21 protein-coding genes are annotated in these 19708 nt (G+C 68.9%); 13 read left to right on the forward strand and 8 right to left on the reverse strand.

The genetic code is table 11. From position 1 onward, the window contains the following. The first annotated feature begins 251 nt into the window (after window positions 1-251). Window positions 252-674: a DoxX family protein gene (locus tag VGN45_RS01535; protein ID WP_327458573.1), complete on the forward strand. Its 423-nt coding sequence runs from the start codon at window positions 252-254 to the stop codon at window positions 672-674. Window positions 675-677: 3 nt separating this feature from the next. Here the strand turns inward: VGN45_RS01535 and VGN45_RS01540 are convergent, their stop codons facing one another. Next, window positions 678-833 carry a DUF2256 domain-containing protein gene (locus tag VGN45_RS01540; RefSeq protein ID WP_327458575.1) on the reverse strand — a complete coding sequence of 52 codons (156 nt, stop codon included), beginning with the start codon at window positions 831-833 and terminating at the stop codon, window positions 678-680. A 56-nt stretch (window positions 834-889) separates the two neighbouring features. On the opposite strand from VGN45_RS01540, the gene VGN45_RS01545 reads away from it, so the two are divergent. Then, complete coding sequence (locus VGN45_RS01545) at window positions 890-1396, forward strand: MerR family DNA-binding transcriptional regulator (protein ID WP_327458577.1); 507 nt, start codon at window positions 890-892, stop codon at window positions 1394-1396. A gap of 3 nt (window positions 1397-1399) precedes the next feature. Further along, window positions 1400-3184 carry an acyl-CoA dehydrogenase C-terminal domain-containing protein gene (locus VGN45_RS01550; protein ID WP_327458579.1) on the forward strand — a complete coding sequence of 595 codons (1785 nt, stop codon included), beginning with the start codon at window positions 1400-1402 and terminating at the stop codon, window positions 3182-3184. A gap of 3 nt (window positions 3185-3187) precedes the next feature. On the opposite strand, the gene VGN45_RS01555 is transcribed toward VGN45_RS01550, so the two are convergent. Next, window positions 3188-3598 carry a hypothetical protein gene (locus tag VGN45_RS01555; RefSeq protein ID WP_327458581.1) on the reverse strand — a complete coding sequence of 137 codons (411 nt, stop codon included), beginning with the start codon at window positions 3596-3598 and terminating at the stop codon, window positions 3188-3190. Between the two features lie 32 nt (window positions 3599-3630). Here VGN45_RS01555 and VGN45_RS01560 point away from each other — a divergent pair, with 32 nt between their 5' ends. From VGN45_RS01560 to VGN45_RS01580, 5 genes are all read left to right on the forward strand, one after another. Beyond that, complete coding sequence (locus VGN45_RS01560) at window positions 3631-4794, forward strand: acyl-CoA dehydrogenase family protein (RefSeq protein ID WP_327458583.1); 1164 nt, start codon at window positions 3631-3633, stop codon at window positions 4792-4794. A 64-nt stretch (window positions 4795-4858) separates the two neighbouring features. Further along, complete coding sequence (locus VGN45_RS01565; protein WP_327458585.1) at window positions 4859-5143, forward strand: GIY-YIG nuclease family protein; 285 nt, start codon at window positions 4859-4861, stop codon at window positions 5141-5143. A gap of 55 nt (window positions 5144-5198) precedes the next feature. Next, complete coding sequence (locus tag VGN45_RS01570) at window positions 5199-5918, forward strand: 16S rRNA (uracil(1498)-N(3))-methyltransferase (RefSeq protein ID WP_327458587.1); 720 nt, start codon at window positions 5199-5201, stop codon at window positions 5916-5918. Window positions 5919-6105: 187 nt separating this feature from the next. After that, a complete protein-coding gene (locus tag VGN45_RS01575; protein WP_327458589.1) occupies window positions 6106-7464 on the forward strand; it encodes a glutamate--cysteine ligase in 1359 nt (452 codons plus the stop codon). Between the two features lie 35 nt (window positions 7465-7499). Beyond that, window positions 7500-7829: a hypothetical protein gene (locus tag VGN45_RS01580; RefSeq protein WP_327458591.1), complete on the forward strand. Its 330-nt coding sequence runs from the start codon at window positions 7500-7502 to the stop codon at window positions 7827-7829. Here the strand turns inward: VGN45_RS01580 and VGN45_RS01585 are convergent. Then, window positions 7775-8878 (reverse strand): transcriptional regulator, encoded by a 1104-nt coding sequence (locus VGN45_RS01585; RefSeq protein ID WP_327458593.1) that lies wholly within the window; start codon window positions 8876-8878, stop codon window positions 7775-7777. The genes VGN45_RS01580 and VGN45_RS01585 overlap by 55 nt on opposite strands. 96 nt (window positions 8879-8974) lie before the next feature. Here VGN45_RS01585 and VGN45_RS01590 point away from each other — a divergent pair, with 96 nt between their 5' ends. Then, complete coding sequence (locus VGN45_RS01590; RefSeq protein ID WP_327458595.1) at window positions 8975-9253, forward strand: 2TM domain-containing protein; 279 nt, start codon at window positions 8975-8977, stop codon at window positions 9251-9253. Continuing rightward, entirely contained in the window at window positions 9250-9999 is a 750-nt protein-coding gene (locus VGN45_RS01595) for a DUF72 domain-containing protein (protein WP_327458597.1), read from the forward strand. The genes VGN45_RS01590 and VGN45_RS01595 overlap by 4 nt, the downstream gene beginning before the upstream one ends. A gap of 9 nt (window positions 10000-10008) precedes the next feature. Here VGN45_RS01595 and VGN45_RS01600 read toward each other — a convergent pair whose 3' ends face one another. Beyond that, window positions 10009-12048 carry a TonB-dependent receptor plug domain-containing protein gene (locus tag VGN45_RS01600; protein ID WP_327458599.1) on the reverse strand — a complete coding sequence of 680 codons (2040 nt, stop codon included), beginning with the start codon at window positions 12046-12048 and terminating at the stop codon, window positions 10009-10011. Between the two features lie 144 nt (window positions 12049-12192). Between VGN45_RS01600 and VGN45_RS01605 the strand changes: the two genes are divergently transcribed. Then, window positions 12193-13131 carry a TraB/GumN family protein gene (locus VGN45_RS01605; protein WP_327458601.1) on the forward strand — a complete coding sequence of 313 codons (939 nt, stop codon included), beginning with the start codon at window positions 12193-12195 and terminating at the stop codon, window positions 13129-13131. Window positions 13132-13383: 252 nt separating this feature from the next. On the opposite strand, the gene tldD is transcribed toward VGN45_RS01605, so the two are convergent. The 4 genes from tldD to VGN45_RS01625 all read right to left on the reverse strand — a co-directional run bounded on the left by tldD (window position 13384) and on the right by VGN45_RS01625 (window position 16793). Further along, a complete protein-coding gene (gene tldD / locus VGN45_RS01610; RefSeq protein ID WP_327458603.1) occupies window positions 13384-14814 on the reverse strand; it encodes a metalloprotease TldD in 1431 nt (476 codons plus the stop codon). A gap of 299 nt (window positions 14815-15113) precedes the next feature. Beyond that, on the reverse strand, window positions 15114-15851 hold the full coding sequence (locus VGN45_RS01615; RefSeq protein WP_327458605.1) for a GIN domain-containing protein: 738 nt from the start codon (window positions 15849-15851) through the stop codon (window positions 15114-15116). Between the two features lie 13 nt (window positions 15852-15864). Then, window positions 15865-16434 (reverse strand): DUF1700 domain-containing protein, encoded by a 570-nt coding sequence (locus VGN45_RS01620; protein ID WP_327458608.1) that lies wholly within the window; start codon window positions 16432-16434, stop codon window positions 15865-15867. After that, window positions 16431-16793 carry a PadR family transcriptional regulator gene (locus VGN45_RS01625; protein WP_327458610.1) on the reverse strand — a complete coding sequence of 121 codons (363 nt, stop codon included), beginning with the start codon at window positions 16791-16793 and terminating at the stop codon, window positions 16431-16433. The genes VGN45_RS01620 and VGN45_RS01625 overlap by 4 nt, the downstream gene beginning before the upstream one ends. Before the next feature lie 252 nt (window positions 16794-17045). On the opposite strand from VGN45_RS01625, the gene coxB reads away from it, so the two are divergent. Beyond that, entirely contained in the window at window positions 17046-18011 is a 966-nt protein-coding gene (gene coxB / locus VGN45_RS01630; RefSeq protein WP_414643374.1) for a cytochrome c oxidase subunit II, read from the forward strand. Between the two features lie 24 nt (window positions 18012-18035). Beyond that, a complete protein-coding gene (ctaD, locus tag VGN45_RS01635; protein WP_327458612.1) occupies window positions 18036-19691 on the forward strand; it encodes a cytochrome c oxidase subunit I in 1656 nt (551 codons plus the stop codon). Window positions 19692-19708 lie beyond the last annotated feature (17 nt).

Raw genomic sequence — 19708 nt, forward strand, 5'->3', positions numbered from 1 at the left:
CGCCGCTAGGGTGATCACGCGGTCGAAATCCGGCCGCCCCGAACGTCTCCTCGATGCGGCGACGGGTCCGCGGCAACGCTTCCTTACGGATTCTTATGCATACGGTCACGCTTCGGCCCCGTAGCTCACGCAGAAGGCGATCACGGATGGTTACGCTCAAGCTTCGAGCCCTTGCGGGATGGGGCCGGCGAACCGATCTCGCCACTGTTACGAATAAAAACCGGAGCGCCTCTCCCCAGGCGACTTTGAGAATGAGCTCTCAGGCCCTTTCCCCCTCGCAGGTCCGCCTGCGCCGAAGCTATCGCAACCTGACCCTGTGGACCCTCCAGGGCTGGCTTGCCATGTTCTTCCTCGCCGCCGGCTGGGCCAAGGCGACCGAGCCCGTGACCACCCTGTCCGAGCTGATGTCCTGGACCGCCCGCGTGCCGGTCGAGATGGTTCAGGGGCTCGGCCTGGCCGAGATCACCCTGGCCGTGCTGCTGCTGGCGCCGCTGGCGTCGTGGAAGTGGGGCCGCCCACTGATGGTCACCGCCGCCGTCGGCCTGCTGGCGCTCGCCACGGCAATGCTGAGCGTCCACGCCCTGGCGCTGGAGCCGGTCCCGGCCCTGACCAACCTCGCCCTGATCGCCGCCGTCGCCCCGGTCCTGTGGATGCGGGCCCGCGAGACCCGCTGACTTTCAGCCGTCGCGGCACCTGTCCGAGCAGTACCTCACCTGATCCCAGTCGCGCGCCCACTTGCGGCGCCAGGTGAAGGGCCGGCCGCAGGCGACGCAGGTCTTCTGCGGCAGGTCGCCCTTCTTCGTGCCGACGTCGTTGACGTGCTTGCGGGCCATGGCGCGACGAAGCCTTCCCTTTACGTGCGCGTCAAGTTCGGGCAAGGATGCCCGCCATGGCGAGCGCCGACGACCATCGCACCTATTCCATCCGCCAGCTGTGCCGCGAATTCGGGGCCACGGCGCGGGCGCTGCGCTTCTATGAGGACAAGGGCCTTCTGACGCCCGCCCGCAAGGGCCAGACCCGCGTCTATTCGGCCCGCGACCGCGCCCGGCTCAAGCTTATCCTCCGCGGCCGCCGCATCGGCTTCTCCCTGGTCGAGATCCAGGAGATGCTCGACCTCTACGACCACAAGGACCACAACGCCCATCAGATGGCCGTGGCCCTGCGCCGTCACCGGGCCCAGATCGAGGCCCTGAAGCAGCAGCGCGACGATCTGGACGCCGCCATCGAGACGGCCGAGGAAGCCTGCGCGGTGATGGAGGCGCGCCTGGGCGAGCACCGCCCCGACCTCTTGCCCGGCGCCGACGAATACGCCCAGCTGCTGAAGGCCCGGCTGAACCCGGACCCGATGCACGACGCCCACCTGTCCCGACTGCACCCCCTCAAAGCGAGAGCCTGACCCATGGCCTACAAGGCGCCCGTCCGCGACCTGACCTTCGTGCTGAACGAGGTTCTGGAGGTCGAACGCCACTCCAACCAGCCCGGCCTGGCGGACGTGTCGCCCGACCTGATCGGCCAGATCCTGGAGGAAGGCGCCAAGTTCGCCGAACAAGTCATCGCCCCCCTGAACCGCATCGGCGACCAGGAAGGCTGCAAGTGGGACGCCGGCCGGGTCACCGGCCCGACGGGCTGGAAGGACGCCTACAGGCAGATGGTCGAGGCCGGCTGGGTCGGCCTGTCGTCCGAGGCCGAGCACGGCGGCCAGGGCATGCCGGCCATCGTCGGCATGGCGTTCGGCCAGTTCACCGCCGCCGCCTCGCCCGCCTTCTCCATGTACCCGGGCCTGACGCACGGCTGCTACGAGGCGCTGAACGCCAACGGCTCGGAGGAGCAGAAGGCGCTCTACTGCCCCAAGCTGGCGACCGGCGAGTGGGGCGGCACCATGAACCTGACCGAACCCCAGTGCGGCACCGACCTGGGCCTGATCCGCACCAAGGCCGTGCCGAACGGCGACGGCAGCTATTCCATCACCGGCCAGAAGATCTGGATCAGCTCGGGCGAGCACGACTTCACCGACAACATCATCCATCTGGTGCTGGCCCGCATCGAGGGCGCGCCGGAAGGCATCAAGGGCATCAGCCTGTTCGTCGTGCCCAAATCCTTCGCGGGTGAGGACGGCTCGGTGGGCGACCGCAACGAAGGCGTCCAGTGCGCGGGCCTGGAGCACAAGATGGGCATCCACGGCAACGCCACCTGCGTCATGGCCTATGAGAACGCCAAGGGTTGGCTGGTGGGCCAGGAGAACAAGGGCATGGCGGCCATGTTCGTCATGATGAACGAGGCGCGCCTGGGCACGGGCCTTCAGGGTCTGTCGATCGGGACCGCCGCCTATCAGGCCGCCGTCGAGTTCGCCAGGGACCGCGTCCAGGGCCGCTCGCTGACCGGACCCAAGAACCCCGAGGGCCCCGCCGACCCGATCATCGTCCACCCCGACGTGCGCCGCATGCTGCTGGAGGCCAAGGCCTTCGTCGAGGGCGGCCAGGCCTTCATCCTGTGGACCGCGCTCCAGGCCGACCTGCAGAAGTCCGAGGATGAGGCCACCGCCGTCAAGGCGCGCGACTACATGGGCCTGATCACCCCGGTGCTGAAGGCCTATCTGACCGACAAGGGCTTCCACGTCGCCTCGCTGGCCATGCAGGTGCACGGCGGCTCGGGCTACACCGAGCACTTCCCGGCGTCGCAGTACCTGCGCGACGCCCGCATCACCATGATCTACGAGGGCGCCAACGGCATCCAGGCGCTGGATCTGGTGGGCCGCAAGCTGCCCGCCAACGGCGGCCGCGCCATCATGACCTGGTTCGGAGAGATCGACGGCTTCGTGTCGGAGAACGCCGGAAACGAGGCCATCAAGCCCTTCGTCGACGGCCTGGCCGACGCCAAGAAGAAGCTGCAGGAGGCCACCATGTGGCTGATGCAGAACGGCATGCAGAACCCGGACAACGCCGGCGCCGCCTCCACCGACTACCTCAACGTCTTCGGCCTGACGGCGCTCGCCTACATGTGGGCCCAGATGGCCAAGGCGGCGCAGGCGAAGATCGACGGCGGCTCCGACGATCCCTTCTATGCCAACAAGCTGGCCACCGGCCGCTACTTCGTCGAACGCATCCTGCCCGACGCCGGGGCTCACCTCGCCAAGCTGAAGACCGGCGCCGACGTCCTGATGAGCGTGCCGGCGGAGGCGTTCTGAGCATCAGAAGGGGAGAGCGAGCGGCTCCGGCAAGGCCCGCCGCTTCGCTTCTTCACGGAAATCAGCCTCAGTGTAGGGACCCAAGACGTCATGGCCACGACCCGTGCCGGTGCGGTTTATGACGTAATACTCAAGGACGCTTTCTCGTTGATAGGCCCCAGGAGCAGGGCCGTCGATATTGTAGGGCAATCGGATAGCGACGCTGACGTCACCCTTCCGCGCCCAAGCGACAACCGCGCCGCTGACCAGGTGCTGACACTCGCCGTCCACAATCGCACAGAGGGAAAAGTCATCTCGGCCGTCGATGGACAGCAGGGCGTAGTCGTCATCCAGGGACCGCCTATAGAAGTCGAAGATGCACCCCGACAAAGCGATCGCAACGACTGCACAGCTTACGATTTTCAGCGCTCGCATGATGCCCTCCAACTCTTGATCTAGAGCCTAGCATGAACGTCCTCGCCGCCCCCGATCCCGATTTCATGCAGGAAGAGGAGATCACCCTCTTCTCCGACTCGGTCTCCAAGTGGATCGACGAGCACGCGCCGCCCGAAAAGGTGCAGCAATGGATCGCCGACTCCTCGGTGCCGCGCTCGCTTTGGAACGACGCGGGCGACGCAGGCCTGCTGGGCCTGTCGATGCCCGAGGAAGACGGCGGCTTCGGCGGCGACTATCGGCACGAGGTCGTCTTGATGCGCCAGCTGGGCTGGAAGGGCGCGGACCACTTCGGCATCAGCCTGCACAACGCCATCGTCATGCCGTACGTCTGGCACTACGGCACCGCGGAGCAGAAGGCGCGCTGGCTGCCGCGTCTGGTGTCCGGCGAGCTGGTCGGCGCCATCGCCATGACCGAGCCCGGCGCGGGCTCGGACCTTCAGGGCGTCAAGACCACCGCCATCCGGCAAGGCGACCACTATGTCGTCAACGGTTCCAAGACCTTCATCACCAACGGCCAGCTGGCCAACTTCATCATCGTGGTGGCCAAGACCGACCCGGCCGAGGGGGCCAAGGGCACGAGCCTGATCGTCGTCGAGACCGACGGGCTGGCGGGCTTCGAGCGCGGGCGGAACCTGCACAAGATCGGCATGGAGGGGAACGACACCTCCGAACTGTTCTTCAACGACGTGAAGGCGCCCGTCGAAAACGTCATCGGCGGCGGCGAGGGTCAGGGCTTCGTCCAGCTGATGCAGCAGCTGCCGCAAGAGCGGCTGAACATCGCGGTGCAGGGCGTCGCCGCCGCCGAGCGCGGCCTCCAGGAGACGCTGGCCTACGTCAAGGAGCGCAAGGCGTTCGGGAAACGCGTCATCGACTTCCAGAACACCCAGTTCAAACTGGCCGAGGTCAAGACCAAGCTGACGGTGGCCAAGGTGTTCGTCGACTGGTGCATCGGCCTGCACCTCAAGGGCCAGCTGGACGCCGCCACCGCCTCCATGGCCAAATACTGGGTCACCGACGTCCAGGGCGAGACCATCGACGAGATGCTCCAGCTCCACGGCGGCTACGGCTACATGAACGAGTATCCCATCGCCCAGCTCTACAAGGACGCGCGCGTCCAGCGCATCTACGGCGGCACCAACGAGATCATGAAGCTGCTGATCGCGCGGACGCTGTAGGGTACTCATTATCCGCTCATTCCCGCGAAAGCGGGGACCCAGTCCTTTCGGGGGAACCGGGACGGTGGACTTCTTCACCTACATCGTCGCCAGTCGACGCAACGGCACGATCTACACCGGATCGACCGACGACGTTTACGTCCGAACCGTCGAGCACCGCGAGAGGATGCGGAAGGGCTTCACCGCCAGACACGGCTGCACCATTCTGGTCTGGTATGAGCGCCACCCGACGCGACACGAGGCGTTCGTGCGGGAGCGCCGCATCAAGAAATGGAACCGCGCGTGGAAGCTGGAGCTGATCGAGAGGACGAACCCCGGCTGGCGCGACCTTTTCGACGACCTGTCCTGAAGCTCTCACTGGGTCCCCGCTTTCGCGGGGATGAGCGGAGAGAGGGGGCTGCGAAGTGACCCGCCTCCACATCCCCCAACCCCTGTCCGAAGGCGCCGCCCTCGCCCCCACGCTGGATCAATCGCGCTACCTGACCCAGGTCATGCGGCTGAAGGCGGGCGACGCCGTCCACGTCTTCAACGGCGCGGACGGCGAGTGGCGCTGCACCGTCGCCGAGGTGCTGAAGAAGGGCGTGGTCCTGCGCGCCGAGCAGAAGATCCGCGACCAGATCACGCCGCCGGACGTCCACCTGCTGATCGCCGTCGTGAAGAAGTCGGCGCTGGAGTTCGCCGTGGAAAAGGCCACCGAGCTGGGCGCCGCGCGCATCCGTCTGGTCGTCACCGCCCGCACCCAGGCCCAGCACGTCCGCATGGACCGGCTGGACGCCATCGCCGAGGAGAGCGCCGAACAGACCGGCCGCCTGGACGTCCCGCCCGTCGACGCCCCTCAGAAACTGGACGCCCTGCTGGCCGATTGGAACCCGACCCGCCGCCTGATGTTCTGCGACGAGACCGGCGGCGCGCCGGCGACGCGCGCGCTGGCCGAAGCCGGCGGGGGCCCCTGGGCCGTCCTGATCGGGCCGGAAGGCGGCTTCACGCCGGAGGAGCGCGACCGCCTGCGCGCCCTGCCTTTCGCCCTGGCCGTGTCGCTGGGCCCGCGCGTCCTGCGCGCCGACACCGCGGCGACCACCGCCCTGACGCTGTGGCAGGCGGCCGTGGGCGACTGGGACTGCTGACCGCCTGCGACCGAATCCGACGCAGGCCCGTGCCACTCTCCGGGTCGCCAAGGCCGGATCCGGAGAAATGTGCACGATGTGCACCCTGTTTTTTCAGAGTGCACATTTCGCCTCTCCGGCCGGGCCTTGTGCGCCTCCTCGCGACCGCCCATCTCGCGGCGACCGAGGGGCTGGGAACCACTGCCGCATGACCGACGCGCCGTTGAACCGGACGGACCTGATCGAGGCCCTGTCCAAGGGGGCCAAGCCGCGCGCCCAGTGGCGCATCGGCGCCGAGCATGAGAAGTTCGGCTTCGACCGTGAGACGCTGCGCCGCCCGGCCTACGACGGCCCCAGCGGCATCCGGGCCATGCTGGAGGGCCTGACCCGCTTCGGATGGTCCGACGTGTATGAGGGCGACCATGTCGTCGCCCTGGAACGCACCACGCCCGAGGGGCTGACCTCCTCCATCTCGCTGGAGCCCGGCGGACAGTTCGAACTGTCCGGCGCCCCGCTGAAGGACGTGCACGAGATCTGCGACGAGACCGGCCGCCACCTGATGGAGGTCAAACAGGTCGCCGACCAGCTGGGCCTGGGCTTCCTCGGCGTCGGCTTCGATCCGCTGTGGGCGCGCGAGGACGTGCCCGTCATGCCCAAGGGCCGCTACGACATCATGCGCGCCTACATGCCCAAGCGGGGATCGCTGGGCCTCGACATGATGCTGCGCACCTGCACCATCCAGTCCAACCTCGACTTCGAGACCGAGGCCGACATGGTGCGCAAGTTCCGCACCTCTCTGGCGCTTCAGCCGATCGCCACGGCCCTGTTCGCCTGTTCGCCCTTCACGGAGGGTCGGCCCAACGGCTTCCTGAGCGCCCGCGCCAACGTCTGGACCGACACCGACCCGGACCGCACCGGCATGCTGGATTTCGTCTTCCAGGACGGCTTCGGCTTCGAGCGCTACGTCGACTACGCCCTGGACGTGCCGATGTACTTCGCCAAGCGCGACGGGAAATACGTCGATCTGTCGGGCCGGTCGTTCCGCCGCTTCCTGGACGGCGGCCTGGACGACCTGCCCGGCGACCGGCCGACGAAGAAGGACTGGGCCGACCACCTGACCACCCTGTTCCCCGAGGTGCGGCTGAAGTCGTATCTGGAAATGCGAGGCGCCGACGGCGGGCCGTGGAGCCGCATCTGCGCGCTTCAGGCCCTGTGGGTCGGCGTGCTGTACGACGACGCGGCCCTGAGCGCGGCGTGGGATCTGTGCAAGGGCTGGGACATCGCCGACCACGAGCGCCTGCGCCGCGACGTGACGCGACTGGGCCTGAAGGCCGAGGTCGCGGGCCGCACGGTGCGCGACGTCGCCGTCGACATGGTCGCGATCGCCAAACAGGGGCTGAAGGCCCGCGCGCGCTTCTCGGGCGGCATGGTGGACGAGCGCGGCTATCTGTCGGAACTGGAAGACATCGCCGACTCGGGCGTCACCCCCGCCGAGCGCCTTCTGGACCTGTTCCACGGCGCCTGGGAGCGCGACCTGTCGCGCCTGTACCGCGACTTCGCCTACTGACGGAACGCCCCGCCCAGCTTGGGCATTCAACGGGCATGAGCGATCCGATCCTGCCGCATACCCAGCCGAAGCCCGAGGGCGACGGCCCCGTCGTCGCCGAGACGCGCGCCAAGCAGGGGCGCGGCGGGATGCACGTGCTGACGATCATGATCGTCTCGGCGACGCTGGTCGCGATCGCCTTCGCGGTGATCTGGTTCGCCTACCGTCCGGGCCTGGACGCCGCCGAGGATCGGACCGAGGCGGAGGCGACGTCGCTCGAATCGGCTCAGCCGCTGCCGGAGCGGCCCACGACCACCCTGCCGGCCGATCCTCAGCCGGCCACGCCCGACGCGCCGACCGCCCCCTCGGGCGAACCTGCGGCCTGACGTCGGACCAGTGCGGTCGCCAGCGCGACGCAGGCGGCGAACAGGGCGCCCTCCAGCGTCGCGGTCACGGCGGCGGCGACGGGCCCGAAGCCGTCCTCTCCGATCAGCCGGCCCACCGGCGCCAGGCTGAGGGGCGCCTCGGGGAAGGCGCGCAGCAGCAGGTCCAGACTGCCGCCCAGCAGCCGGCCGCCGAGCAGCGTGATCCCCAGCCCCGCCGCCGCGCCGGCCGCGCCGCCGAAGGCCGCCGCCGTGCGCGCCTTCAGCCCCGGGCGCGTCGCCAGCCAGGCCCCCAAGCCCGCCGCCGCGCCCAGAGCCAGCCCCTCGCCCGCCCCGGTCATGTCCGCCGGCGCGACGCCGGTCAGCAGGCGGAAGGCGTCCAGCGCGATCAGGCGGGTCAGTCCGCCCACCAGCGCCCCGCCCAAGGCGCCCCCGAGGACGGCGCCCCACGGTCCGTCCGCGCGCCACAGCCGTCCCGCCGCCACGCCCAGTCCCACCGACGCCCCGGCGGCCAGAGCCAAAAGGGTGGTCGCGCAGACCAGCACGATCAGGGTCGAGGCGCCGCCCATGCCCTGCGGCGCTGCGGCCAGGCCGTAGAACAGCCCGCCCGCGACCCCGGCCAGCCCGCCGCCGGTCATCCCCGCCCCCGCGTCCGGGACCAGGCGTCGCCAGAGGGGCTCGGAAGCCGGCGAGGAGGCCGCAGGCGCGGGGTTGGATGGGACGCCGGTCCCCGTTTCGTCTCCGTCCGTCACCTCGGCGACGAAGCGATAGCCATGCTTGGGCACGGTCTCGATGAAGCGAGGCCGCGCCGCGTCGTCCCCCAGCTCGCGCCGCAGGGCCCGGACGCACTGGGTCAGGGCCTCGTCGGTGACGGGCACGCCCTTCCAGACCTCGTCCATGAACCGGTCCTTGGTCACGAGCCGGCCACGCTCGGCGACCAGCAGGGCCAGGGCGTCCAGATACCGGCCGCTGATCTCCACCGTCTCGCCGTCGCGCGTCAGGCGACGGTCCTGCGGGTCCAGGCGGAAACGGTCGAAGCGGCACGCGGTCATCGGCGGGACGGTCGATCATCCGCGCGGCGAAGGCAATGCCCCTACCCGCCCGCGCCGCGCCATGGCATCGTGACGCCGTTCAGGGAGGGATGTGACATGACCGACGCCGACGTCAAGCTGAGGGAACAGGCCGAACGCCGCGTGGAAGCCAAGCGCAGCGTGGTCTCGCACCTGATGGTCTTCGTCATCGTCAACGCCGGCCTGTTCGCCATCGACTGGTGGACCGGCGGCGGCATCAACTGGGCCTTCTGGCCGCTGCTCGGCTGGGGCATCGGCCTGGCCTCGCACATGGCCTCGGTCTGGATGGCCCTGTCCGGCAGTCATGAAGCCGCCGTCGAGCGCGAAATGGAGCGGCTGCGCCGCCAGCGCCGGTGAGCGGCGTCGTCAGGGTCGGCATAGGCGGCTGGACGTACGAGCCGTGGCGCGGGGTCTTCTATCCGGAGAAGCTGAGCCAGAAGAAGGAGCTGGAGTTCGCCAGTCGGGCGCTGACGTCGATCGAGATCAACGGCACCTATTACTCGACCTTCAAGCCCGACAGCTGGATGAAGTGGCGCGACGAGACGCCGGACGGCTTCGTCTTCGCGGTCAAGGCCAGCCGCTACTGCACCAACCGCAAGGTGCTGTCGGACATGGGCGAGTCGATGGACCGGTTCCTGGGTCAGGGGCTGACGGCGCTGGGGGACAAGCTGGGGCCCATCAACTGGCAGTTCATGGGCACGAAGAAGTTCGACGCCGACGACTTCGAGGGCTTCCTGAAGCTGCTGCCGCCCGAGCGGGACGGCGTGCGGCTGAGGCATGCGCTGGAGGTGCGGAACCCGACGTTCCAGACGCAGGCCTTCTACGATCTGGCGGCGAAATACGGCGTCGCCATCGTCTATGCCGAGGACGACGAGGCGCCGGAGTGGCCGCGCATCGATGAGGCCACCGCCGACTTCACCTATGCCCGGCTGATGTCCAGCCGGGAGGAGGAGCCGACCGGCATGACGGCGCCCGAGTTGGACGCCGTCGCCGGCCGGTGTCGCGACTGGGCGAAACGCGGCGACGTCTTCGCCTATTTCATCGCCGGGGCGAAGGTCCGCAATCCGGCCGCGGCGCGGGCGCTGATCGCGCGCCTGGGCTGAGCTTCGGTCTCAGAAGGTCTTGCGCACCCGAACCTGGAAGAAGGTCCGGGGGTCGACGTCGCGCACCTCGACGTAATCCACCGCCTGGGTCGTGCGGTTCGCATAGACGGTCCGGGTGATGGTGAAGTCGTCCCAGATGTTGACCTGGGCCCGCAGCGACAGGTCCGCCGTCGGCTTCCACTCCGCGAACAGGACCCGATAGTTCCGCAGCCGGACGTCCTGGCGGACGTTGGGATCGAAGTTGGCCTCGTCGAACCCGCGCAGCCATTCGAAGCCCCACTGGGTCTTCAGCGACTGGATGTCCTGGGTGAAGCTGACGTTCGCGTCGAAGGGTCGGATCCCGGAAATGGTCCGCTCACGGCCCGTCGTCGGATCCGTGACGCTGGAGTCCTGCCAGGTCGCGGTGGTGCGCAGGCGCCCCCCGGAGATGCCCAGGCGGTCCGTGGGCAGGGTGAGCGACAGCCGGGCCTGATCATAGGTCCCGTCGCCGATGTTGCCGACCGCCGTCGGGCCCGCGACCAGCGGGACGCGGTCGATGACGTCGGAGATCTCGTCGTGGCGCAGGGTCAGCGAGACCACGCCGTCGCCCCAGAAGCGGCGCTCATAGGTGCCTTCGAAGATCCAGCGCTGGTCCGGCTCCAGGTCGACGTTGCCGCCGAACACCTGGTCGTTCTGCAGATTGGCCGAGGCGGCGAAGTCGTTGAAGTTCAACTGGCCCACGTCGCGCTCGACCCGGAACCGGAACTGGTTTCCCTCGCCTGGAGTCCAGGTCAGCTGGACCCGGGGCTTGGCGTAGAACAGATCCTTCTCCGCGTCGGCGTCGCCGCTCTGGGTGATCGTGGACGACTCCAGCCGGAGGCCGGTTTCCAGGGTCAGGGCGTCGTCGATGCGCCAGGTCGATCGGGCGAAGGCCTCCATGCGGACCTCCTCGACCTTGATCTGGTCCGACGGCAGCGGAATGGGCGCGCCGCCGACCGTCAGGGCCTGGGTCGTGTCCAGCACGTTGTAGGCGGTCTCGGCGCCGACTTCGGTGGTGACGCCGCCGTTTTCGTGACGCAGCTGGCCCCGCACGATGCTTTCGGAGGACTTGGCGTCGAAGCTGAAGATCGACTCGGGCTGGTCCACGCCGCCCAGGCGCGTGCGGTTGACCGCGGCGCCTTCCGTCTCGTTGAAGGTGTGGATGACCCGCCCTTCGAACTTCAGCGCTGGGCTGAGCGGCCGCTCGTAGACGGCGCCGACCTCGCCGCTGGTCGAGTCGTTGGCGTTGACGTTCTCGCGCAGGACGCCGGACGCGGTCTGAACGCTTTCCTGCCGGAAGTCCCCGACGCCGTACCGGCCGGTCAGATCGATCTTGCCTCCGGCGAACGGCCCGGCCCAGGTGGCGCGAGCGGACTGGCCGCCGCCGCCGGCGAAACCGTCGATCGCCTCGTCCCGCGTCACCACGTCGGCGGCGTTGGTCCGCGTGACGCGGCCGGGGCCGTTGCTGTCGCTCATGCTGACGCCGTCGGACAGGGTCAGGCTCCAGTTCGTGTCGCCGTTCCGGGCGGTGACCTGATAGCTGCCGCCGTAGAGATCGGGGGCGCCCTCGAAGAAGAAGGCGTTGGCGTTGACCACATGCTGGATCGTGGCCTGGCTCTTGAGGATCACGTTCACGACCAGGGGGAAGCCCTGCATGTCGACGCCCGGCGCGCCGCCGCGGACCAGCTCGATCCGCTCCACCTGCGAGGCCGGGGTGCGGGACAGCACGGACGAGCCGGTGTCGGTCTTGGAAGCCGGCCGCGCGCCGTTGATCAGGACGTTGCCGACCGCGCCCTCGAATCCGCGGCTGCCGTCGCCGTCGACGATGCCGAAGCCCGGCACCCGCTGGACCATCTCCAGAGCGGTGTTCGGCCGCGCCTGGGCGAAAAAGTCCGGCTGGTAGACGATGACGCCCGAGGCCGTCTCGGTGGCGGACGCCGTCGCCGGGGCGGGGGCGGCCTCCTGGGCCTGGGCGGCCGTGGCGGCCAGGGCGAGCGCGGCCGCGCCGGCGAGCAGGATCGACTTCTTCACGGGGTTCCCTCTCCTTCGATGGCGGGAACCTGACGAGGCGAAATGTCCGTTTCCAGTTACAAGCTGGACAGGTAGGTTAAATGACCGTCATAAATAAGGTGTTGATTGTTTCGAAACTGTAATCATTGAGGCAGAAAGAAGTCTATGCGTGTATTCACCGTCGTCTTTTTCTGCCTTTCCTTGCTGGTCGTGCCGGCAATCGCCCATGCTCAGGACGGCGAGGCGACCGAGGTCGACGAGGTGGTCGTCGAGGTCCGTCGCTCGGGCGCGCCGACGTGGGAAGTGACGCGCGGCGGATCGACCCTGCTGCTGGTCGGCGCGATCCAGGCCCTGCCCAAGAGCCTGGACTGGCGGGCCGACGCCCTGGAGCGGGCGGCCGAGCGGGCCGACCGGGTGCTGTATTCGCACGTCGCCAACGTGTCGCCGGGCGACATCCTGCGGCTCATCTGGCGGTCGGGCACCCTGACCCGCATGCCGCGCGGCAAGACCAGCGCCGATTATCTGTCGCCCGAGTGGAACCAGCGGCTGGTGGCCTTGGACGCCCTGACGCGGGACGACCTGACGCGGCAGAGCTTCTTTCTGACCCGCACCGAGCTGCTGTTCGGCCTCACCCGGCTGAACCGTGACCAGGGCGCGTCGGTCGAGGATGCGGTGCGCCGCGCCGCACGCCGCGGCCGCACGCCCAGCCAGCGAATCAGCGAGGTGCGGGGCGACGAAATCATCGACGCCCTGCTGACCCTGCCGCCGGAGAGTTGGGTGACCTGCATTCAGCTGGGCATCGTGGCGGCGGAAGCGGGCGAAACAGGCATGCTGGAACGCGCTGCGGCCTGGCGCAGGTTCGACGTGCCGACCGTCATGAAGTCGCCCCTGGAGATCGCGCTGACCGAATGCTGGCCGTGGGGCGACCCGGAGTGGGGCGCCCTGCTGCGCCGCCAGTGGCTGGCCGGCGCCGAAGGCGCCCTGGCCCAGGACGGCACGACCCTCGCCGTCGCGCCCCTGCGCGTGCTGGCCGAGCCGAACGGCTTGCTGGACACGCTGGAGGCGCGCGGCTTCGAGATCGTCGGCCCGGCCTGGAAGCGCTGAGGCGGCGAAGCCTCGGCGGCAAGGTCGTGTGCACAAGGTGCACTCCATGCACTGCACCGGAATTTTTGAGTGCATGGAGTGCACGGAGTGCACATGAAGAGCCCCGCGCGAACGCATGGCGGAATGCTGGCGCCGCCATGAACCGACGTCGGCAAGTCGCGCTCAGATCAGACCTGCCTCTTGTTTCATAAGGACAAGTCGGGAGAAGTCGTCACGACTTCGCCGGTCTTTCCGTCGTTTCGACGCTCAGGGTCAGACCGCCGTGCCGCCCACGGTCAGACCGCCGATCTTCAGGCTGGGCTGGCCGATGCCGACCGGAACGCCCTGCCCCGCCTTGCCGCAGGTACCGACGCCGGGGTCGAAGGCGAAGTCGTCGCCGATCATCGTGACCCCCTTCAGCGCCGTCGCCCCGTCGCCGATCAGGGTCGCCCCGCGCACCGGCGAGGTGATGCGCCCATCCTCGATCAGATAGGCCTCGGTGCACTGGAAGACGAACTTGCCGTTGGTGATGTCGACTTGGCCCCCGCCGAAGTTGGCGGCGTAGACGCCGCGCTTCGTCGAGGCGATCATGTCGGCGCGGCTGTCCTTGCCCCCCTCCATGAAGGTGTTGGTCATGCGCGGCATGGGGATGTGGGCGAAGGACTGGCGCCGCCCGTTGCCGGTCGCCTTCTGGCCCATCTGACGGGCCGACAGACGGTCGTGCATCAGGCCGACCATGATCCCGTCCTCGATCAGCACGGTGCGCGAGGTCGGCGTGCCCTCGTCGTCCACCGTCAGCGAGCCGCGGCGACCGGCGATGGAGCCGTCGTCGACCACGGTCACGCCCGGCGCGGCCACGCGCTTGCCCATCATGCCGGTGAAGACCGACGAGCCCTTGCGGTGGAAGTCGCCCTCGAAGCCGTGGCCCACCGCCTCGTGCAGCAGCACGCCGGGCCAGCCGGCGCCCATGACCACGTCCATCTCTCCGGCGGGGCAGTCGACCGCTTCCAGATTCACCAGCGCCTGACGCAGGCATTCGTCGACCTGGGCCCGCCAGCGTTCGGGCGCGGTCCATTCCTCGAAGCCCGCGCGGCCGCCGGCGCCCGCGGACGCGGTCTCGCGCCGGCCGTCCTTCTCCACCGTGACCGAGACGTTGAAGCGGACCAGCGGGCGCACGTCGCGAACGGAGCGCCCCTCGGCGCGGAGGATCTCGATGGAGCGGCGCTCGCCGATCAGGCTGGCCGAGACCTGCACCACGCGCGGGTCGCGGGCACGGGCCCAGGCGTCGATCTCCTGCAGCAGGGCGATCTTGTCCGAAAATCCGGGCGCCGCCAGCGGATCCAGCGGCGGGTACAGCGACTGGTTGGTGGCGCGCGGACCCTCGGCGGTCACGCCTGCATGGCCCGCCTTGGCCAGCGACGCCGCCCCGGCCGCGCGACGGATGGCGTCGGCGGTGATCTCGTTGGCATGGGCATAACCGGCGGTCTCGCCCGCCACGACGCGCAGGCCGAAGCCTTCGGTCGCGTCGTAGTTCGCCCCCTTAAGCCGTCCGTCGTCGAAGACGAGGGATTCCAGCTCGGACCGCTCCAGGAACAGCTCCCCGTCGTCGGCCCCGGCCAGGGCGCCGCGCAAGATCGACAGGGCCTCTTCGGGATCGACGCCGGCGGTTTCGAGCAGGGGCGGCGGGGGGACGTGTGCGGTCATGCCGTGCAGATAGGACGGCGGAAGGGGCGCGTCACCCCCGACGGCGCCCCCGCGGAGAAGCCGGCTGGTTCTTCACCAAGGACACCAAGGAAGGGAAAGCCACGAAGGACACCAAGCCACCGAGCGCGAACACGCCGCAGGCGTTCCCTTCGTCGAAGGGAGACGAGGATGCGCTGCGCGCAGCCGCTGGGCACAGGCCTCTTAGTGCCCTTCGTGCCTTCTTGGTGTCCTTCGTGACGAACCAGCCCTGTCGGCACGGACGTAGGCGGAAGGCGTTCGCACTCCTTCCGCCTTGTCCGTCACCAGGCGTCGTTGACGTCGCCGGAGCCCGAGACGTTCGACTGGACCGAGGTCGGTCGGCGGGTCAGGTCGACGTCGCCCGAGCCCGAGATGTCGATCGTCGCGCGGCCGGTGGGGCCGACGTCCACTTCGCCCGAGCCCGAGACGTCCACGTCGGCGTCGACGACCGTCAGGGCCGTCAGGTCCGCCTCGCCCGAGCCGGAGACGTCCAGATCCAGCGTCTGGGCGCGTCCCTCGGCCACGACCTCGCCGGAGCCGGAGATGGCGATCCGCAAGGTCGGCACGTCGATGGCGCGGAGGGACAGCTCCTGCGAGCCGTTCAGCTCGAAGGTCGAGACGTTCGGCGCGGTGATGGTCACGCGGACCTGATCGCGCCACCCGCCCCAGACCTCGGCGCCCTCGACGAACAGGCGGCCGTTCTCCAGCTTCAGCGCGTTCACGCGCCGCTCCGGACCGGTGACGGTGACCGAGGCCACGTCGCCCTGGGTGAAGACCACGTCGGCGGCGGCGTCCAGGACCAGGCGGTCGCCGCCGGTCCATTCCAGGGTGCGGGTGATCTCGGGACCGCGATCGCCGCGGCCCTCGTGACTGACGCGGACCCAGTCGCCCTCGCCGTCCCAGGTCCAGCTAAAGCCATCGCGCATGATGGCGGGGCCGCCGACGGCGAAGGCGCCGCCGATGCCGACCACGGCCATGACCAGGCCCACGCCCATGATGATGAGAAGATTGCGGATCATGTCAGTCCCTCCCTCAGATCCGGCCCTGGTCGAGCGCGGGCTTCAGCACGCGATAGTGCAGGCGCGCGTACCAGACCGTGGCGTCGATCAGCCATTTGACGAAGACGGCGCACAGCGCGGTCATGAAGATGCCCAGACCCATGACGCCGACGCCGCCCAAGAGCGCTACGGCCGGTCCGCCCGGGGGGTCCAGGAACGGCCCGGCCACCAGGGTGAAGCCCCCGGCCAGGAAGACGCCGATGCCCGACACCAGCACCGCCACCAGGCTGCCGAACACCGGCAGGACGATGGGCAGCAGGATCAGGATGTCGATGGCGCCCAGGCCGATGATGGCGAAGATGGCGCCCGCGGCGGACGAGGCGCCCGGCTGCTGGTTCCAGGCGCGGGCGCCGGCCTCGGCCCGCAGCTCGCGGGCCAGACGGTCGGGGTCGCCGAGCGCGGCGGCCACCTCGGCCTCGGAACGGCCGTCGGCCGCGCCGGCGTCGAAGTGCGCCTCATAGTCCTGGACGATCTCGTCGGCGGCGGGGGCGGACAGGCCCACCAGCCCCTTCTTCAGGCGCGAGATGAATTCCGCGCGGGTCATGTGGTCAGCTCCCCTTTGGTTTCGGCCGGCGCCGGAACGGGCTCGGCCAGGACGGCCTCGACCGCGTCGGCGAAGGTGCGCCATTCCGCGGTCTGGGCTTCGAGCGCCCGACGGCCGGCGGCGGTCAGGCGATAGTATTTGCGGGACGGCCCGGCGGCGGATTCGACCAGATAGGTCTCGACCAGTCCGTCGGTCTGCATCCGCCGCATCAGCGGATAGATGGTGCCTTCGCCCATGCCGATGGCCTTCGAAAGGTCTGCGGCGATGTCGTAGGCGTAGCCGTCGCGCCGGTTCAGAAGCGCCAGGACGCAGAGCGTCAGCACCCCCTTCTTCAGCTGCGTGTCGATGTGCTCGGGCACGGTGTGGGTCTCCCTTGACGACCCCATGCGTATGACAAGGTAGCTTGCGTGGCAAGGTAGCTTGCGAAACATGACGGCGAATTCATGCGGCGCGCGGACGCGGTGCGGGATCAGGTCGCGCCCCGCCGCCTTGGCAAAGGGCTCCGCGGGCGATAAGGACCGCCCCAAAGCCGCCGGGACCTCGTCCCGGGGGCCGTTCGGCGACCGCTCCGCGCCGGGAAATCGGCGGGGCAAGGACTAGGGAAACCACGCATGAAACCAGGCACCTCCGCCCTGGCGATTTCGGCCTTCATCGGCTCGGTCATGGCGACCGGGGCGACGCAGGCGCAGGAGTATCTGGGCCAGCCCACGCCGGGCGGCATCGGTCTGCAAGACAGCGCCTCGCCGCTGAAGGAACAGGCCACCTGGTTCCACAACTGGGTCCTGATGCCGACCATCGTGTTGATCAGCCTGCTGGTGCTTGGCCTGCTGATCTGGGTGGTGATCCGCTACAACAAGAAGTCCAACCCGGTGCCCGCCAGGTGGAGCCACAACACCGCCATCGAGGTGCTCTGGACGATCGTGCCGGTCTTCATCCTGGTGGGGATCGCCCTGTTCTCGTTCCGCCTGCTGTTCGCCTATGAGAACATGCCGGAGCCCGATCTGACGGTGAAGGTCACCGGCAACCAGTGGAACTGGGCCTATGAGTACCCGGACCAGGGCGTGGCGGAATACATCTCCAGCATGCTGCCGGAAGACGAGGCCCGCGCCCGCGGCGTGCCGTATCGCCTGGCCGCCGACGAGCCGATGGTGGTGCCGGTCGGCCAGACCGTGAAGCTGCTGGTCACCGCGTCGGACGTGATCCACGCCGTCGCCCTGCCGGCCTTCGGCCTGAAGACCGACGCCGTGCCCGGCCGCACCAACGAGACCTGGTTCCGCGCCGACCGCGTCGGCACCTATTACGGCCAATGCTCGGAGCTGTGCGGCGTCGACCACGCCTTCATGCCGCTGGAGATCCGCGTCGTGACCGAGGCCGAGTTCGCCGCCTGGGTCGCCTCCAGGGGCGGCTCCATGACGCCGGCGGCCCCCGCCGCCGTCCCCGCCGCGACCGCTCCGGCCGCCGCCCCGACCGTGGGCGCGACCACCGACGCGGCCGCCCCGGCCCCGACCCAGACCGACCCTGCCGCGGCGCCCGCCGCCGCTTCCGCTCCGGCCGCCGCGCCGGCCGCCGCCCAGTAAAGAGACGCGAGAGAGCCGACAGACATGGCCACCGCCGCCGCCTACGGTCACGACGACCACGACCACAAGCCGGGCTTCTTCACCCGCTGGTTCCTGTCCACCAACCACAAGGACATCGGCACGCTGTACCTGCTGTTCGCCATCATGGCGGGCATCGTGGGCGGCGCCCTGTCCGGCCTGATCCGCTGGGAACTGGCGGAGCCGGGCATGCAGGTGTTCGCCGAGAACTCCTCGATCAGCCTCCTGGGCCTGATCGAACAGTCCAAGCACGGCTACAACGTCACCGTCACGGCCCACGCCCTGATCATGATCTTCTTCATGGTCATGCCGGCGATGATCGGCGGCTTCGGCAACTGGTTCGTGCCGATCATGATCGGGGCGCCGGACATGGCCTTCCCGCGCATGAACAACGTGTCGTTCTGGCTGCTGGTCGCCGCCTGGGTGCTGCTGTGCCTGTCGATGTTCGTGGACGGCGGGCCCGGCAAGGGCTTCGGCGGGGGCTGGACCATCTATCCGCCCCTGTCCACGACCGGCCACACCGGCCCGGCCATGGACCTGGCCATCTTCTCGCTGCACGTGGCGGGGGCCAGCTCGATTCTGGGGGCGATCAACTTCATCACCACCATCTTCAACATGCGCGCGCCGGGCATGACCCTGCACCGGATGCCGCTGTTCGCCTGGTCGGTGCTGGTCACGGCCTTCCTGCTGCTGCTGAGCCTGCCGGTCCTGGCGGGCGCCATCACCATGCTGCTGACCGACCGCAACTTCGGCACGTCGTTCTTCGACCCGACCGGCGGCGGCGATCCGGTGATGTTCCAGCACCTGTTCTGGTTCTTCGGCCACCCGGAGGTCTACATCCTGATCCTGCCGGGCTTCGGCATCATCAGCCACATCGTCTCGACCTTCAGCCGCAAGCCGGTCTTCGGCTATCTGGCCATGGCCTATGCGATGGTGGCCATCGGCTTCATCGGCTTCATCGTGTGGGCGCACCACATGTACACGGTCGGCATGACGGTGAACCTGCGGGCCTATTTCATCGCCGCGACCATGATCATCGCCGTGCCCACGGGGGTGAAGATCTTCAGCTGGATCGCCACGATGTGGGGCGGCTCGCTGGACTTCAAGACGCCCATGCTGTGGGCGATGGGCTTCATCTTCCTGTTCACCGTCGGCGGCGTGACCGGCGTGGTGCTGTCCAACGCGGGCATCGATTACAGCCTGCACGACACCTATTACGTCGTGGCGCACTTCCACTACGTGCTGTCGCTGGGCGCGGTGTTCGCCATCTTCGCGGGCTTCTACTACTGGTTCGAAAAGATGTTCGGCGTGAAGTACAACGAGTTCCTGGGCGCCGCGCACTTCTGGATCATGTTCGTCGGCGTGAACGTGATCTTCTTCCCGCAGCACTTCCTGGGTCTGCAGGGCATGCCGCGCCGCTATGTGGACTATCCTGAGGCCTACACCCTGTGGAACCAGGTCTCGTCCTGGGGCTACGCCATCACGGCGGTCGGCGTGGTCGTCTTCCTGGCCGTGCTGGTCGAGGCCGCGGTGCGTCGCCGCAAGGGCGTGCCGAACCCGTGGGGCGAGGGCGCGACGACGCTGGAATGGACCCTGTCCAGCCCGCCGCCGCACCACCAGTTCAACGAACTGCCGGTCATCAAGCCGACCGAGCGCCACTGAAGAACGTCACCTCCCCG

The organism is Brevundimonas sp., assembly GCF_035999125.1.
Lineage (GTDB): Bacteria > Pseudomonadota > Alphaproteobacteria > Caulobacterales > Caulobacteraceae > Brevundimonas.

Coding starts and splice junctions, on each gene's coding strand:
- ctaD (WP_327458612.1), top strand. CDS start 18,036: ATGGCCACCGCCGCCGCCTACGGTCACGACGACCACGACCACAAGCCG.
- VGN45_RS01560 (WP_327458583.1), top strand. CDS start 3,631: ATGAACGTCCTCGCCGCCCCCGATCCCGATTTCATGCAGGAAGAGGAG.
- VGN45_RS01585 (WP_327458593.1), bottom strand. CDS start 8,878: ATGACCGCGTGCCGCTTCGACCGTTTCCGCCTGGACCCGCAGGACCGT.
- VGN45_RS01605 (WP_327458601.1), top strand. CDS start 12,193: ATGCGTGTATTCACCGTCGTCTTTTTCTGCCTTTCCTTGCTGGTCGTG.
- VGN45_RS01590 (WP_327458595.1), top strand. CDS start 8,975: ATGACCGACGCCGACGTCAAGCTGAGGGAACAGGCCGAACGCCGCGTG.
- VGN45_RS01615 (WP_327458605.1), bottom strand. CDS start 15,851: ATGATCCGCAATCTTCTCATCATCATGGGCGTGGGCCTGGTCATGGCC.
- VGN45_RS01580 (WP_327458591.1), top strand. CDS start 7,500: ATGAGCGATCCGATCCTGCCGCATACCCAGCCGAAGCCCGAGGGCGAC.
- VGN45_RS01545 (WP_327458577.1), top strand. CDS start 890: ATGGCGAGCGCCGACGACCATCGCACCTATTCCATCCGCCAGCTGTGC.
- VGN45_RS01540 (WP_327458575.1), bottom strand. CDS start 833: ATGGCCCGCAAGCACGTCAACGACGTCGGCACGAAGAAGGGCGACCTG.
- VGN45_RS01575 (WP_327458589.1), top strand. CDS start 6,106: ATGACCGACGCGCCGTTGAACCGGACGGACCTGATCGAGGCCCTGTCC.
- VGN45_RS01550 (WP_327458579.1), top strand. CDS start 1,400: ATGGCCTACAAGGCGCCCGTCCGCGACCTGACCTTCGTGCTGAACGAG.
- tldD (WP_327458603.1), bottom strand. CDS start 14,814: ATGACCGCACACGTCCCCCCGCCGCCCCTGCTCGAAACCGCCGGCGTC.
- coxB (WP_414643374.1), top strand. CDS start 17,046: ATGAAACCAGGCACCTCCGCCCTGGCGATTTCGGCCTTCATCGGCTCG.
- VGN45_RS01535 (WP_327458573.1), top strand. CDS start 252: ATGAGCTCTCAGGCCCTTTCCCCCTCGCAGGTCCGCCTGCGCCGAAGC.
- VGN45_RS01620 (WP_327458608.1), bottom strand. CDS start 16,434: ATGACCCGCGCGGAATTCATCTCGCGCCTGAAGAAGGGGCTGGTGGGC.
- VGN45_RS01555 (WP_327458581.1), bottom strand. CDS start 3,598: ATGCGAGCGCTGAAAATCGTAAGCTGTGCAGTCGTTGCGATCGCTTTG.